General features: G+C 63.3%; 10 protein-coding genes. All 10 read left to right on the plus strand.

All coding sequences use genetic code 11. The annotated features are described in order from the left end of the window. Positions 1-30 precede the first annotated feature (30 nt). Positions 31-507 carry an SRPBCC family protein gene (locus RCO24_RS12760; protein WP_308962601.1) on the plus strand — a complete coding sequence of 159 codons (477 nt, stop codon included), beginning with the start codon at positions 31-33 and terminating at the stop codon, positions 505-507. Positions 508-596: 89 nt separating this feature from the next. Then, positions 597-1,361 (plus strand): ImuA protein, encoded by a 765-nt coding sequence (locus RCO24_RS12765; RefSeq protein WP_308962602.1) that lies wholly within the window; start codon positions 597-599, stop codon positions 1,359-1,361. Beyond that, positions 1,291-2,886: a DNA polymerase Y family protein gene (locus RCO24_RS12770; protein WP_308962603.1), complete on the plus strand. Its 1,596-nt coding sequence runs from the start codon at positions 1,291-1,293 to the stop codon at positions 2,884-2,886. The genes RCO24_RS12765 and RCO24_RS12770 overlap by 71 nt, the downstream gene beginning before the upstream one ends. Continuing rightward, positions 2,883-6,176: an error-prone DNA polymerase gene (locus tag RCO24_RS12775; protein WP_308962605.1), complete on the plus strand. Its 3,294-nt coding sequence runs from the start codon at positions 2,883-2,885 to the stop codon at positions 6,174-6,176. The genes RCO24_RS12770 and RCO24_RS12775 overlap by 4 nt, the downstream gene beginning before the upstream one ends. A gap of 123 nt (positions 6,177-6,299) precedes the next feature. After that, positions 6,300-8,570 carry a TonB-dependent receptor gene (locus RCO24_RS12780; protein WP_308962606.1) on the plus strand — a complete coding sequence of 757 codons (2,271 nt, stop codon included), beginning with the start codon at positions 6,300-6,302 and terminating at the stop codon, positions 8,568-8,570. 72 nt (positions 8,571-8,642) lie between these two features. Further along, positions 8,643-8,849, plus strand: a complete 207-nt coding sequence (locus RCO24_RS12785; RefSeq protein WP_308962607.1) for a TOBE domain-containing protein — start codon at positions 8,643-8,645, stop codon at positions 8,847-8,849. Between the two features lies 1 nt (position 8,850). Beyond that, positions 8,851-9,378 (plus strand): hypothetical protein, encoded by a 528-nt coding sequence (locus tag RCO24_RS12790; RefSeq protein WP_308962608.1) that lies wholly within the window; start codon positions 8,851-8,853, stop codon positions 9,376-9,378. A gap of 355 nt (positions 9,379-9,733) precedes the next feature. Next, positions 9,734-10,846 (plus strand): efflux RND transporter periplasmic adaptor subunit, encoded by a 1,113-nt coding sequence (locus RCO24_RS12795; RefSeq protein WP_308962609.1) that lies wholly within the window; start codon positions 9,734-9,736, stop codon positions 10,844-10,846. 12 nt (positions 10,847-10,858) lie between these two features. Continuing rightward, positions 10,859-13,936, plus strand: a complete 3,078-nt coding sequence (locus tag RCO24_RS12800; protein ID WP_308962611.1) for an efflux RND transporter permease subunit — start codon at positions 10,859-10,861, stop codon at positions 13,934-13,936. Positions 13,937-14,123: 187 nt separating this feature from the next. Beyond that, positions 14,124-14,801: a winged helix-turn-helix domain-containing protein gene (locus RCO24_RS12805; protein ID WP_308962613.1), complete on the plus strand. Its 678-nt coding sequence runs from the start codon at positions 14,124-14,126 to the stop codon at positions 14,799-14,801. The last annotated feature ends 25 nt before the right edge of the window (positions 14,802-14,826 follow it).

Here is a 14,826-nt window from a genome sequence, read left to right on the forward strand (position 1 = left end):
CTTCGGCTGAGCGCGAAGGAGAACGCTGCGATGAGCGCCCCTGCCAACCGGAGAACCGACACCGCATCGCGCATGATCGCAGCTTCGGCACACACACTCTATCGCGCCTATCTGGATCGCGACGCCATCGCAGCCTGGCGCCCGCCGCAAGGGATGCGGGCCGAGATCCATGCCTTCGATCCGCACGAAGGCGGCGGCTATCGGATGTCGTTCATCTACATGCAAGCCAGCGACGAAGCCCCCGGCAAAACCACCGCCCACGCCGACACCTTCGAGGGACGCTTCGTCGAACTGATTCCAGACCAGCGCATCGTCGAGCACATCGAATTCATCACCGACAACCCGGCGTTTGCCGGCCCGATGACCATCATCACCACCTTGAAGCCCGTGCCCGGCGGCACCGAAGTCACCGTCGCGTGCGAAAACGTGCCCGCAGGCATCAGCGAAAGCGATCACCAAGCGGGCCTCGCGTCGAGCCTGGCAAACCTCGCGTCCTTCACGGAATGAACGTCATCCCGATCCATTCCGCTTGAAATGTTCCTATTTTGTTCTATCCTCTTTTCCTATGCTTCGCAAGCAGGAGAAGAGCCGTCTCGATGCCGTCCGCCACGTCCCCATCGAACCCGAACCGCGCCGAGGTCCTGAGCGAGCTACGCCGCATGCTCTCTCGCATGGAGGGCGTTGCGCAGCAGGAGGAAGCCCGCCTGTCGTTCGGCCTTCCCGCGCTCGACACGTATCTTCCGCAAAACGGCCTCGCCTTCGGCGCCGTCCATGAGATCACCGCCGCAAGCGAAGCCGATCTCCCCGCCGCGTTCGGTTTCTTCGTGAGCCTGCTTGCCCGCACGCCGGGGCACGGACCTCTGCTGCTCGTGCTCTCCTCCCGCAAGCTCGCCCGTTGCGGCACGCCGCACGGGGATGGGCTCGCCGATCTCGGTCTCGATCCGTCGCGCCTCACGCTCGTCGAAACCGCCAACGAGGCCGAGGCTTTGTGGGCCACGGAGGAGGCTGTACGCGCGCGAGGCCCCGCCGCAGTCGCTGGCGTTCTCGGCGGCAAGCTCACGCTCAAAGACAGTCAGCGGCTCTCCCACGCTGCGCGCGAAGCAAACCTCCCGCTTCTGCTGTTGAGAGCGGGCGAAGCGGCAGATGTCGCCACCGCGGCAACGCGCTGGCGCATCGGAGCCGCTCCCGCCGCACGCGATCGCTTCGGATTGCTTTCAGGCTGGCGCTGGCACGCGACGCTCGAGCGCTGCCGCAACGGAAGACCAGGGAATTGGATGTTGGAGTTCGATCATGCCACGCATCGTTTCGGTCTGGCTGCCGCAATGGCCGATCCATCGCTGGCTTGCGGCGGAGCAACGTAAGCGCTCGCGCACGCAGATCGACCCGCGCGCGCCGTTTGTGCTGGCCGATGCCTCCGATGCGCCGCGCATCACCGCCGTGAACCCGGCAGCAGCCGCATGTCGGCTCGCCGTCGGCGAAACGCTGGCTGACGCCCGCGCGCGGATCGGCGCTTTGCAGGTCCGCCTCGCCGAGCCTGACGCCGACGTAGCCGATCTCATGCGCCTCGCCCGCTGGGCCACGCGTTACACGCCGTCCGTCTCGCTCTTCAAGGAGCACAGCGGACTGGACGGCTTCTTTCTCGACGTCACCGGTGCAACGCATCTCGTCGGCGGCGAAAAGAACCTTCTGGCCGATCTCGCCCGGCGCTTGAAAGCCTTCGGCTTGCCCGCTCGCCTCGCGATCGCCGAAAATCCCGGCACCGCCTGGGCCGTCTCGCATTTCGCGCGCACGCCATGCGCGCTCATTCCCGCCGGAACCGAAGCCGAAACCTTGGCGCCGCTCCCCGTTGAAGCCTTGCGCCTCGCACCCGAAACGGCCCTCACCCTGCGCCGCCTCGGCTTCAAGCGCATCGGCACCTTGATCGACAAGCCGCGCGCGCCCTTTGCCGCCCGCTTCGAGAAAGAGCTTCTGCGCCGCCTCGATCAGGCCCTCGGCCGCACACCTGAGCCGCTCCCCTTGCTCGCGCCGCCCCCCGCCTACGTCGAAACCCGCTCGCTGCTCGAACCCATCAGCACCGAGGACGCGATCCTCATCGCCACGACGCACCTCATGCAGAACCTCGTCCCGAAGCTCGAAGCGGACGGCGTCGGCGCGCGGTCTTTGAACCTCGCCCTTTATCGCGTCGATGGCGCCCTGCAGGAAATCGACATCGCCCTGACGCTGCCGACGCAAAACCCGGCGCATGTCACCCGCCTTCTCGGCCTCAAGCTCGAACGCGTCTCACGCTTCCTCGAATCTGGCTTCGGCTTCGAAACCCTGAGCCTTGCCGTCACCGTCGCCGAACGCATGGTGCCGCACCAAAGCGCACTCGCCACCACATCGGAGGAAACCGAGCGCGCGCAACGCTGCACGGCTCTCCTGGATGCGTTGCGCCAGCGCCTGGGCTCGGAGCGTGTCCGCCATCTCGAGCCTGTCGCCAGTCATTGGCCCGAGCGAAGCGAAAAACAAACAGACCGGCGCAGCGAGAAACAAACGAACGAGCACAGCCAGAACTCAAACCCAGAAGCTGCCTGGCCAACTCCCGCGACGCGTGGTCTTCGCCCCTCGCTTCTGCTCCCCCGCGCGGAGCCGGCCGATGTCATCGCCCTCCTGCCCGACGGGCCTCCGCAACGCCTGCGCTGGCGCGGCAAGGTGCACACGATCGCGCACGCGCAAGGGCCGGAACGCATTGCCGCCGAATGGTGGCGCTCGAAGACACCTGAGCCCACGCGCGATTATTACGTCGTCGAGAGCGGTGACGGCCAGCGCCTATGGCTTTACCGCGAAGGCATCCCCGGCCGCGAGACCGCAGCCCCCCGCTGGTTCGTGCACGGGATGTTCGCATGAGAGAAATCACGATAACCCGCTATGCCGAGCTTGCCGTCACGACGAACTTCTCGTTCCTCCGCGGAGCATCTCATCCTGGCGAAATGGTGCTGGCTGCCGCAGCAGCGGGCCTCGACGCCCTCGCCATAACCGATCGCAACAGCTTCGCTGGCGTCGTCCGGGCCTTCGACGCCTGGAAGAAACACAAGCTTGCCCTGAAGCTGATCGTCGGCGTGCGCCTCGTCACCGTCGACGGGTTCGAAGTCCTCGCCTACCCGACCGACCGCGAAGCCTATGCCCGCCTCTGCCGCCTGCTGACGGAAGGCAAGCGCAAAACCTCTCACAAGGAGCACACCGAATGCTTCCTCACCTTTGAGGAGATCCTCGACGCCGCCGAGGGACAGATCTTCATCGCGCTCCCTCCCGAGGAACTGCACCCCGATTTCACCCAGCGCCTCGATAGGCTCGCCGATGCCGCTCCCGGTGCAAGCTTCCTCGCCGGCATCCATCGCCATCGGGGCGACGAGCCGCGCCGTCTCGGCAGGCTCGACGAGCTGAGCAAGCATACGCGCACCCCGCTCGTCGCCATCAATGACGTGCACTATCACGCACCGGAGCGCCGCCCGCTCGCTGATGTCGTCATTTGCATCCGCGAGAAATGTACGATCCACGAGGCCGGCTTCCGCCTCGCCGCCAATGCCGAGCGCCATCTGAAGCCACCCGCCGAGATGGCGCGTCTCTTCAGAGATTTCCCCGATGCAATCTCGCGCACGCTCGAAATCGCCGCCTCCATCCGCTTCAAGCTCGACGACCTCAAAAATGAATATCCCGACGAGCCCGTCCCGCCCGGAAAAAACGCTCAAGAGCACCTCGAAGATCTGACCTGGGCCGGCGCGCGCGAACGCTATCCGCGTGGCACTCCGGAGAAAGTCGAAGACCAGCTTCGCGAGGAGCTGAGGCTGATCGCCAAGCTCGAATACGCGCGCTACTTCCTCACTGTCCACGACGTCGTCCGCTATGCTCGCGAGCAGAAAATCCTCTGCCAGGGGCGAGGTTCGGCCGCCAACAGCGCCGTCTGCTATTGCTTGGGGATCACCGAAATTGATCCCAACACCAGCAACCTCCTATTTGCCCGTTTCATCTCCGCCGAGCGCCGCGAACCACCCGACATCGACGTCGACTTCGAGCACGAACGCCGCGAGGAGGTGATCCAGCGCGTCTACCAGCGTTACGGCCGCGAATACGCAGCCATCTGCGCCACCGTCATTCACTATCGCTCGCGCCGAGCGATCCGCGAGGTCGGGAAGGCCATGGGGCTGACGCCGGACGTCACCGCTGCGCTCGCCAAGACCGTCTGGGGCAGCCACTCCGATGGTCTCCCCGATACGCACATCCGCGAGGCGGGTTTCGATCCCTCAAATCCGCAAATCCGCCAGTCGATCCTGCTCGCGCGCGAGCTGATCGGCTTCCCGCGCCACCTTTCCCAGCACGTCGGCGGCTTCATCCTGACCAAGCGGCGCCTCGACGAGACGGTCCCCATCGCCAACGCCGCAATGACGGATCGCACCTTCATCGAATGGGACAAGGACGACATCGATACGCTCGGCCTGATGAAGGTCGACGTGCTGGCGCTTGGTATGCTGAGCACGTTGCGCCGCGGCCTAGACCTCCTGCGCACGCATTACAAAAAGGACTATGCGCTGGCGACCATTCCGCAGGACGAGAACACGACTGAGACAAAGCAGGTCTACGAGATGCTGGGTCATGCCGATTCCGTGGGCGTGTTCCAGGTCGAAAGCCGCGCCCAGATGTCGATGCTGCCGCGCCTCAAGCCGCGCGAGTTCTACGACCTCGTCATCGAGGTTGCCATCGTCCGCCCCGGCCCGATCCAGGGCGGCATGGTGCACCCGTATCTGAAACGGCGCGATCAGGATCCAGAGACCATCGAATATCCCTCTCCGGCTCCAGAGCACGGCGACAAGGATGAATTGAAGGAGGTGTTGAAGCGCACGCGGGGTGTCCCGCTGTTCCAGGAACAGGCGATGCAGATCGCCATCACGGCTGCCAAATTTACACCCGATGAAGCCGACGGTCTCAGGCGTGCCATGGCCACCTTCCGCCATACCGGCAAGGTGCATCTTTATCGAGACACCTTCATCAAAAACATGACCGCCCGCGGTTACGATCCCGAGTTCGTCGAACGCTGCTTCGGCCAGATCGAAGGCTTTGGCGAGTACGGCTTCCCGGAAAGCCATGCCGCGAGCTTCGCACTGCTCGTCTACGCATCCGCCTGGATGAAGTGCCACTATCCGGATGTATTCTGCGCCGCCATTCTGAACAGCCAGCCGATGGGCTTCTACCAACCCGCCCAACTCGTCCGTGACGCCCGCGAGCACGGCGTCGAAGTCCGCGAGGCCGACGTCAACTTCAGTCACTGGGATTGCACGCTGGAACCGGCCTCGACGGGAACCCATCGCTTTGCCGTCCGCCTCGGGCTCCGCCAGATCGAAGGCCTGAGCGAAAAGGAAATGACGCCGCTCATCGCCGCCCGCAGCAATGGCTACGCCAGCATCGAGCGCCTATCCTCCGTCGACGGCGTATCGCATGGCTCGATAGAACGCTTGGCCGCTGCCGACGCCTTCCGCTCGATGGGGCTCGACAGGCGCGCAGCGCTCTGGTCGGCGCGCAGACTGCGAACGATCGGGCTCGTCGCCGAAAAAGGAAGCCCGTCCCCTCGCGCCGAAAAAACCCTTCCACTCTTCGATACCCGCTTGGGAGACGAACTCTTTCCCGAGCCTGCTATCGCTCTCCCCGCCATGCCGCTTCCCGAGCATGTGGCCGAGGACTACGCCACCACGGGCCTCTCGCTGAAAGCGCATCCCGTAGCATTCTTCCGCGAGCGCCTATCGCGGCTAGGCGTCACCTGCAACAGCGCCACGCGCGACGAAGCGAAAACGAAAAACGATCAAAACATCAGCATTTCCGGCCTTGTTCTCACGCGCCAGATGCCCGGCGGAAAGAAAATCGTCTTCCTCACGCTCGAGGACGAAACCGGCATTGCCAACATCATCATCTGGCCGAAGGTCTTCGCAACAAACCGTCGCACGGTGATGTCGGCGCGCTTTCTCGCCGTGCGCGGACGCCTGCAACGGGCGGGCGAGGTCGTCCATATCCTGGCCGAAAGCTTCATCGACTTGAGTGAGGAACTGGCCCTTCTGCGCGAGCCGGATCTGTTCGAAAAAAATCTGCCGGACAGCGCGCCTTTGCTCAGCTCAGAACCTCTTGCGCTCAAAAGCCGCGACTTCCATTGAGCCAATTGATCGATGCGTTGAAGAGTGTTGCAGATCTGCACTTGCTCTCATCGCTATATTCATATGGATATAACATCAAAGGGGACACGGCCTCTCGGCCATACACGTTGGGGGAAATAGACTATGTACAAGTGCGTGTTTGCCGCTGTGAGCGCGGCCGGTCTTTGCGTTGCAGCATCATCAGCCCTCGCACAAGACGCCAGCACCGCCACCGCAGGTGGTGATGTCACTGCCGACGAGGCGACACCTCTCCCGCCGGTCGTCGTGCAGGCCCCCTCCGAGCCGATCCGTAAAAGAAAAAGCCAGGCTGCCACCAGTGCAGGCGGCGCAGGAACAAGCGCAGCCGCAAGCAGCTCTGACACCGCCGGCGCAGCAGGAGCCGAAGGTCCTGCCATCGGCGCGTTCACGCTCGGCCAGCTCGACCTGATCGGCGGCTCCACGATCACCAACGAAGCCATCTGGACGTTCAATACCCAGTCGCTCGACAAGGCCGCCAGCCTTGCACCCGGCGTCACGTCCCACTCGGCCGGCGGCCGCCGCAACGAGCGCGACATCTATGTACGCGGCTTCGACCGCTTCCGCGTGCCGCTGTCCATCGACGGCGTGCGCATCTACCTGCCCGCCGACAACCGGCTCGACATGGCCCGCTTCCTGACACCGGACCTCGCGGAAATTCAGATCCAAAAAGGCTACGTGTCCGTCCTGAACGGCCCCGGCGGCATGGGCGGCGCCATCAACCTCGTTTCGCGCAAGCCGACGAAGGAACTCGAGTTCGAAGCCCGCTCCGGCCTCGTCATGAACGGCGACGTCAGTGATCTCAATCAGTGGAGCAGCTACGCCTACGCCGGCACCCGCCAGAAGGGCTATTACGCCCAGATCAGCGGCACCATCGTCGATCAGGACTCCTTCAACCTGTCCGATGATTTCAAGCCGACGCAACCGGGCACCCCGGGCTACGATGCCAACTTCCCCTATGAGCAGGGCGGTGCGCGCGACGGATCCAGTTTCCAGGACTGGAAGATCAATGCCAAGCTCGGCATCACGCCGAACGCAACCGATGAATACACCATCAACCTGACCACCCAGAGCGGCGAAAAAAATGCGCCTCTCCACATCGCCAAGGAGCGCCTACAGACCCAGCGGTACTGGACCTGGCCCTACTGGGACATCACCAGCCTGTCATGGTTGTCGAAGACGCAGCTCGGTGAAAGCTCGTACTTCAAGAGCAACGTCTACTACAACACCTTCGAGAACCGCTTGAGCTCGTTCGATGCGCCGACGGGATCCATCACACCTTACTCGCAGCAGACTGCCGGCTACACCTTCAACAGCGACTACGAGGATTATTCCTACGGCGGGTTCCTGGAATTCGGCACCGAACTTATTCCGTTCAACACCACCAAGGCCTCTATCCACTATCGCAGCGACAACCATGCCGAGCGCAACTTCGCACGGCCCGACAGCGCCGCCGCTTACGTCGAGCCGTGGCAGCACAACGTCGAGGATACGTGGTCGTTCGCCGTCGAGAACGCGTTCCATGCTACGAAGCGGCTCGATATCATCGCTGGCGTGAGCTACGACTATCAGGACGTCAAGGAAGCCGAAGACTACAATTCGTCGAGCGGCCAGATCGTACAGAACAAGGTCACGACCGCAGACGCGTGGAATTGGCAAGGCGGCGCGATCTACAGCTATTCCGAGGATGGCAAGGTTCACGCGACGGTTTCGAGCCGCACGCGCTTCGCAACGGTATTCGAACGCTACAGCACCCGCTTCGGCTACGCGACTCCAAACCCGGACCTCGCTCCCGAGCGCTCGACCAACTATGAGCTTGGTGTATCCGACACCCTCTTCCGCCAGGCGCGTGTCTCTGCAGCCATCTTCTATTCGGATCTCGAGGATGCGATCCAGTCCGCCTACATTGTCAATCCGAACACGAACGCCGTAACTTCCCAGAACCAGAACGTCGACGGCGAACACTACGGCGCCGAATTCTCAGTCGACTGGGACATCGCACCCGGCATCCGTATCGGCGGCAACTACACCTACCTCGAACGCAACTACGATTATATCACGCCGGGTACCAAGCCGGAGGGCACGCCGCGTCACGAAGGCTTCATCTATCTCGCTTGGAGCGCGACCCCCAAGCTCACGATCACGCCAAGCCTCGAACTCGCGAGCGAACGTAACAGCATCGTCACGAGCGGCACGACGCGCACCTACATCGAAACCGGCGCCTACGCCCTCTTCAACATCCAGGCCGAATACAAGTTCAACGAGAACTTCTCGGCGGCGATCGGTGGCACCAACCTGACCGACGAGAACTTCGCGCTTGCCGAAGGCTTCCCGGAACCGGGCCGTCAGTTCTTCGCCAACGCGCGCGTGAAGTTCTAGGCCGCAACCTTCAAATCCTCTGCCTGGCGCTATATAAGAGGCAACTCAACGCTCCAGGCAGAGGATAGGCTTATGAAACTCAGTGCGCGCAATGTGCTCACTGGCAAGATCGTGGACGTGAAGAAGGGCGCCACCACCGCCCATATCCGGATCGATCTCGGCGGCAGCATCATCACCGCCTCGATCACCAACGAGGCGGTCGATGAATTGAAGCTCGCGCCCGGCATGACGGCCTCTGCCGTCATCAAGGCTTCGGACGTCATGGTCGCGGTGGAGTGAGATGAGGAAATACGCGTTCGCCGTTGCCGCCTGTGCTTCTTTGCTCGCCGCTGCCTATCCGGCTTTGGCCGCAAAAGGGACAGGATGCGACGGCTTCCTATGGCCGCTCACGACCGAGATTGCTTGGCTGCAAACCGCCAATTCCGAAAAGCTCGCTTCGGGTAGCAAGCTGCCCGCACCGCCCGCCGACAAGGCGATCGAGGTGGCATTGCTGCCTGCGTCTCAGGTGAAATTTGTTACTCAGCCCACCAGCACGCCGAAACCCGAGGATGCGTCGGCTTTCGGCGGCGTCGTGAATTTCGACAACATCGAAGCCGGTCAGTACCAGGTGACGCTGTCGGTCCACGGCTGGATCGATGTCATACAGAACGGCGCGGCGCTCGAAGCGATTGGCTTCACTGGGTCGGACAACTGTGACGCCATCGGAAAAAGCGTCCGTTTCGAGATCGGATCCGGCCCCTTTTCGATCCAACTGAACGGCATCCGCAAAGATACCCTCAAACTCACAGTTCGTCCGGCGGCAGACTGATCGCGCGCACTCAACCATCGATTGTTTCCGGCGGCGCGGGAATTACACCCGGCCCACCCCATGCAACATGCTGAATCGCGGACAAGTTGCCGGCGGCACCTGTCATCTACGTAGGGGTTCAGGGCGCCGAGAAACCCTTGCCCAATATATCGCTTGACCTCCGCCTCACACCCGGCCGAAACAAGTTTCATAAGAATAAACAAAAAATCCGGTCATGATGTCGGATGGGGGAGAGGTTACGCGTCCTAAGGACGCTCTCGGCTTGCTCCCGAGCGCAGCACGCAAGCAGCCCACCGTCGCCGGGCGATTGTCGCGCTGGCCTTCCATGACCAACATATGAATGTCCGAGGGAAGCATGTTTCGGCGCGTCATTGCCTGGTTGAGTGTGATCTTCGCCATTGCCGCAGTCGCGGGTGGGCTGGGCTTCTATAAATACAATGAGATCCAAGTCGCGATTGCAGCGGCCCAGGCAACACCGGAGCCCGTAGAGGCCGTCGTCTCCGTGCGCGCGCGCGAAGGCAAATGGTCGACCTCCACCCGCGCCATCGGCAGCGTCGTCGCGCTGCGTCAGGTCGAGATCAAGAACGAGATCGCGGGCGTCATCTCGGAGATCGGCTTCACATCCGGCGCCGTCGTCGAGAAAGGCGCATTGATCGTCAAATTCGACACCCGCCAGGAAGAAGCAGCCCTCGCCGCCTCCGAGGCCGACGCACGCCTAGCGAAACTGACACTCGATCGCCGCGAAGGATTGCGCGGCAGTGCAGCCTTCTCTCCCCAGGAGCTGGATCGCTCACGCGAGGAATTCGCCGCCGCAACCGCACGCGCCCTCAATCTGCAAGTCGTCGTCGAGAAAAAACGGATCGTCGCGCCATTCCGCGCCCGCGTCGGCATCACCAACTGGCAACCCGGCGCCTTCCTCGATGCCGGCACGCTCATCGTGACGCTCCAGGGCACGGACGACGACGCCTACGTCGATTTTTCACTGCCGCAGGATGCCGCCGCCGCAATCCGTCCAGGCTCGACCGTCAACATGAGCGGAGCCGTGGTTCCGGGCCACGAAACCACTGCCAGCGTCATTGCCGAGGACAATAGCGCCGACGGCAGCAACCGCTCGGTTCGCTTCCGCGCCGTCGCCAAGGGGTTGGGCGAACGCCTTCGCCCCGGCACGTTCGTCGACGTCACGGTCCGCACCTCGGAACCCCGCGCTGCGATCATGGTACCGCTGGCCGCGGTTCGCCGCTCGCCGAATGGCCAGCACGTCTTCGTGCTCGTCGACGAGCAAGGCAAACTCCGCGCCCGCGAGCGTCCGGTCCAAACCGGTGCCGTAGAAGGCGACGAGATCGCCGTCGACAAGGGCCTCGCCGCCGGAGAGCTTGTTGCCGCATCGGGATCGTTCAAGCTGCGCGACGGCTTGCTTGTCGACATCGGCGAAACACCCGCCGCGCCCGCCGCCGTCGGCGTGAACTAAGGAAGCGGTCCCATGCGCGCGCTCGAAATTTTCGTCCGGCGGCCGGTGATTGCCATCGTCGTCAACCTTGCGCTGGTCTTGATCGGCCTCAGGGCGGCGACACAACTGCCGATCCAGCAGTATCCGCGCATCGAAAGCTCCTCGATCGTCATCACGACCGTTTACGTCGGCGCCTCTGCCGAGAGCATTCGCGGTTTCGTGACCACGCCCATCGAGCGCGCCGTCTCCTCGATCACCGGCATCGACTACGTGGAGAGTTCGAGCGTCGCGGGCGTGAGCACGGTAACGGCACGTTTGAAGCTCAACCACCCGAGTACGGTCGCGCTCGCCGAAGTCGGCAACCGCCTCGATCAAATCAGAAGCGAGCTCCCGTCCGAAGTCGAGAGCCCGGTGGTCGAGGTGCAGCGCGCCGATCGGCCCTACGCCACCTTCTACGTCAGCGTCACCTCGGAAAGCATGACGCCGCCGGAGATCACCGACTATCTCTCCCGAAATATCCAGCCGCGCTTGAGCACCATCGCGAACGTGCAGCGTGTCGGCCTCGAAGGCGCACGTCCCCAGGCTATGCGCATCTGGCTCGACGCCGACCGGCTCGCCGCCTTCGGCCTCGGCGCGAACGAGGTGGAGGCCGCCCTCCAGCGCAACAACTTCCTCGCCGCCGTCGGCCGCACCAAAGGCAACGAAGTCCAGGTCGACCTGCTTGCCAACACCGATTTGAAGAGCGTCGAGGAATTCGAGCGTCTCATCGTCCGCGAGGACAAGAAAAACATCGTCCGCATCTCGGATCTCGGCCGCGTCGAGCTCGGCTCGGAGGAAGAGACCGCCAACGTACGCGACAACGGCAAGGACGCGGTCTATCTCTCGGTCTGGCCGCTTCCCGGCGCCAACGAGATCAGCGTCGCCTACGCGCTCCGCGACGCGCTCGACAACATCCGTCCCGACCTGCCCGCCGGAACCGACATCGCGCTCGCCTACGACGGCACCGTCTACATGGAAAATTCGCTGAAGGAGATCGGCAAGACCTTCACCGAAACTGTGCTGATCGTCGGCCTCATCGTGTTCCTGTTCTTGGGCTCTTGGCGCAGCGCGCTGGTTCCCCTCGTCACCATTCCGATCTCTCTCATCGGCGCCACCGCCGCCATGCTGGCGATGGGCTTCTCGCTCAATCTGTTGACGCTGCTGGCCATCGTGCTCTCGGTCGGCATCGTCGTCGACGACGCCATCGTCGTGGTCGAGAACGTCTCGCGCCACATGCAGAATGGGATGGGCCGTATTCAGGCAGCTCTCGTCTCGACGCGCCAGCTCTTCACGCCGATCATCGCCATGACCATCACGCTCGCCGCGGTCTACGCGCCGATCGGTTTCTTGTCGGGCCTGACCGGCGTGCTGTTCAAGGAGTTTGCGTTCACGCTCGCCATCGCCGTCATCGTTTCGGGCTTCGTCGCGATTACGCTGTCGCCGATCATGAGCGCCTACACGGCGCCCGAGGGTGGTCAGGAGAGCCGCTACGGCCGCTTCGTGGGCCACGCGCTCGATCGGCTCTCGGACACCTACGGCCGCTGCCTCGATGTCGTCCTCGATCTGCGCGCGCAGGTCTTGGCGTTCGGCGCGTTCATTTGCCTGCTCGCCGTCCCGCTCTATCTGTTCTCCTCGCAGGAGCTGGCGCCGGTGGAGGACGAGGGCTTCATCCTGCTGATGGTCAACTCGGCCCCCGACGCCTCGCTCGCCTACACCTCCGGCCACATGGACAAGGTTCTGAAGATCGGCGAGGCGCTGCCGGAATACGACGGCATGTTCGAGATCGTCTTTCCCTCGAACGGCTTCGGCGGCTTCATGCTGAAGAACTGGCACGATCGCGCCCGCACCGCGAAGGAGATCCAGCCCGAGATCTATGGCGCCGTCTCGAAGGTCAAGGAGCTGCAGATTTTCCCGGTGCTGCCTCCGGCTCTGCCCGGCGCGGGCAACTACGACGTCGAACTCGTGCTGAAAGGCCCGGGCACACCCGAGCAGATGGCCGACTACGCCGGCAAGCTCGTCAACGCCGCCTTCGCAAGCGGCCAGTTCATGTTCGCCGATACCGATCTCAAGATTGACCTGCCGCAGGTTCTCGTCACGGTCCACCGCGAACGGGTCGCCGACCTCGGCCTCGATCTCGCCGATGTGGGCCGACAACTCGGCATCCTGATTTCCGGAAACTACGTCAACCGCTTCACGCGCGAAGGCCGCGCTTACAAAGTCATTCCGCAGGTCAACCTCGACGCGCGTGCCGTCGCTTCGCGCCTGCTCGACTACAAGATCCGCGCCCGTGACGGTACCCAAATCCCGGTCTCCGCCATCGCCAGCCTCGAAACCCGAACCGCACCCCGCACGCTTTCTCGCTTCCAGCAGGCCGACAGCTTCCGCGTCTACGGCGGCGTCGCGCCCGGCATCACCAAGGCGGCCGCCCTCGAAACGCTCGAAACCGCCGCACGCTCCATCCTGCCGGCCGACTACACGATCGATTATGCCGGTGAATCGCGCCAGCTCCGCCAGGAAGGCACTACCCTCGCCGGAACCCTCGGCTTCGCAGTCCTGCTCATCTATCTCGTGCTCGTCGCCCAGTTCGGCAGTTTCCGCGATCCATTGGTGGTGCTGCTGGGCTCGGTCCCGCTCGCCCTTTCGGCTGCCCTCGTCTTCACGTTCCTGGGCTTCACCACCATCAACATTTACAGCCAGATCGGGCTCATCACGCTCGTCGGCCTCATCGCCAAGAACGGCATTCTGATCGTCGCCTTCGCCAACGAGTTGCAGAAGCAGGGACTGAGCAAGATCGCCGCCATCCGCGAGGGCGCCAAAACCCGCCTCCGCCCCATTCTGATGACGACCGCGGCCACCGTGTTCGGCCATCTGCCGCTCGTCTTCGTGACAGGCGCCGGCGCCGAAGCCCGCAACAGCATCGGCATCATGCTGGTCTCCGGCATGGCCATCGGAACCGTGTTCACCCTCTTCATCCTGCCCGTGATCTATCTGGTGCTCGCCGCCGAGCACAAACCCGAGCACGAGCTGGAAGAAGCCCCACCCCCGTCGCGGGCATTGGAATTCCCGGCTTAGTTTCGCCTTGCGCGCCTGCCCTTGTGCCGGTTCTGTCGGAAAACCGGCCGCCCTTACCAATCTGTAACCCTCCCGTAAGAGGCCGAACAGGTAACGGGCCTATATTTGCTTCAATACTTTCATCCCATTGCCGTCCGGCAAGCGGCACCTCCGCCTATTCCGCCGGACTTTCATACGGACGCCAGCCATGCGCGTGCTCCTCATTGAGGACGACCCCGATACCGCCGCATATGTCATCAAGGGCCTCGAAGAAGAGGGCCACACCATCGATCACACTATCGACGGACGCGACGGCATCGCTCAAGCCATGGGCGAAACTTACGACGTCATGATCGTCGATCGCATGCTCCCCGGCCTCGACGGCATGATGATCGTCAAGACGGTCCGCGCAGCCGGTCACAAGGTGCCGGTCATTTTTCTGACGGCACTCGGCGGCGTCGATGACCGCGTCGATGGGCTCGACGCCGGCGGCGACGACTACCTCGTCAAGCCGTTCGCATTCTCGGAGCTGCTGGCCCGCCTCAATGCGCTCGCCCGCCGCCCGCATCTCAAGGGCGAGGAAACGCGCCTCAAGGTCGGTGATCTCGCGTTGGATCTCATTACCCGGAAGGTGTTCCGCGGCAGCACCGAGATCGATCTTCAACCGCGCGAGTTCCGCCTGCTCGAAGTGCTGATGCGCAACAAGGGACGCGTCGTCACCCGCACCATGCTGCTGGAGCGCGTCTGGTCGTTCCATTTCGATCCCAAGACCAGCGTCGTCGAAACCCACATTTCCCGCCTGCGCTCCAAGATCGACAAACCCTTCGCAACCGAGCTGATCCACACCATCCGCGGCAGCGGCTACAGCTTGCACGAAGGGCCATGACAATCCGAACGACAGGGAAACGCCC

The organism is Hyphomicrobium sp. LHD-15 (genome assembly GCF_031157355.1).
Classification (GTDB): Bacteria; Pseudomonadota; Alphaproteobacteria; order Rhizobiales; family Hyphomicrobiaceae; genus Hyphomicrobium_C.

Bases quoted from the DNA above. Each gene is read 5' to 3' on its own strand.
- RCO24_RS12760 (WP_308962601.1), top strand. From the start codon at position 31: ATGAGCGCCCCTGCCAACCGGAGAACCGACACCGCATCGCGCATGATC.
- RCO24_RS12765 (WP_308962602.1), top strand. From the start codon at position 597: ATGCCGTCCGCCACGTCCCCATCGAACCCGAACCGCGCCGAGGTCCTG.
- RCO24_RS12770 (WP_308962603.1), top strand. From the start codon at position 1,291: ATGCCACGCATCGTTTCGGTCTGGCTGCCGCAATGGCCGATCCATCGC.
- RCO24_RS12775 (WP_308962605.1), top strand. From the start codon at position 2,883: ATGAGAGAAATCACGATAACCCGCTATGCCGAGCTTGCCGTCACGACG.
- RCO24_RS12780 (WP_308962606.1), top strand. From the start codon at position 6,300: ATGTACAAGTGCGTGTTTGCCGCTGTGAGCGCGGCCGGTCTTTGCGTT.
- RCO24_RS12785 (WP_308962607.1), top strand. From the start codon at position 8,643: ATGAAACTCAGTGCGCGCAATGTGCTCACTGGCAAGATCGTGGACGTG.
- RCO24_RS12790 (WP_308962608.1), top strand. From the start codon at position 8,851: ATGAGGAAATACGCGTTCGCCGTTGCCGCCTGTGCTTCTTTGCTCGCC.
- RCO24_RS12795 (WP_308962609.1), top strand. From the start codon at position 9,734: ATGTTTCGGCGCGTCATTGCCTGGTTGAGTGTGATCTTCGCCATTGCC.
- RCO24_RS12800 (WP_308962611.1), top strand. From the start codon at position 10,859: ATGCGCGCGCTCGAAATTTTCGTCCGGCGGCCGGTGATTGCCATCGTC.
- RCO24_RS12805 (WP_308962613.1), top strand. From the start codon at position 14,124: ATGCGCGTGCTCCTCATTGAGGACGACCCCGATACCGCCGCATATGTC.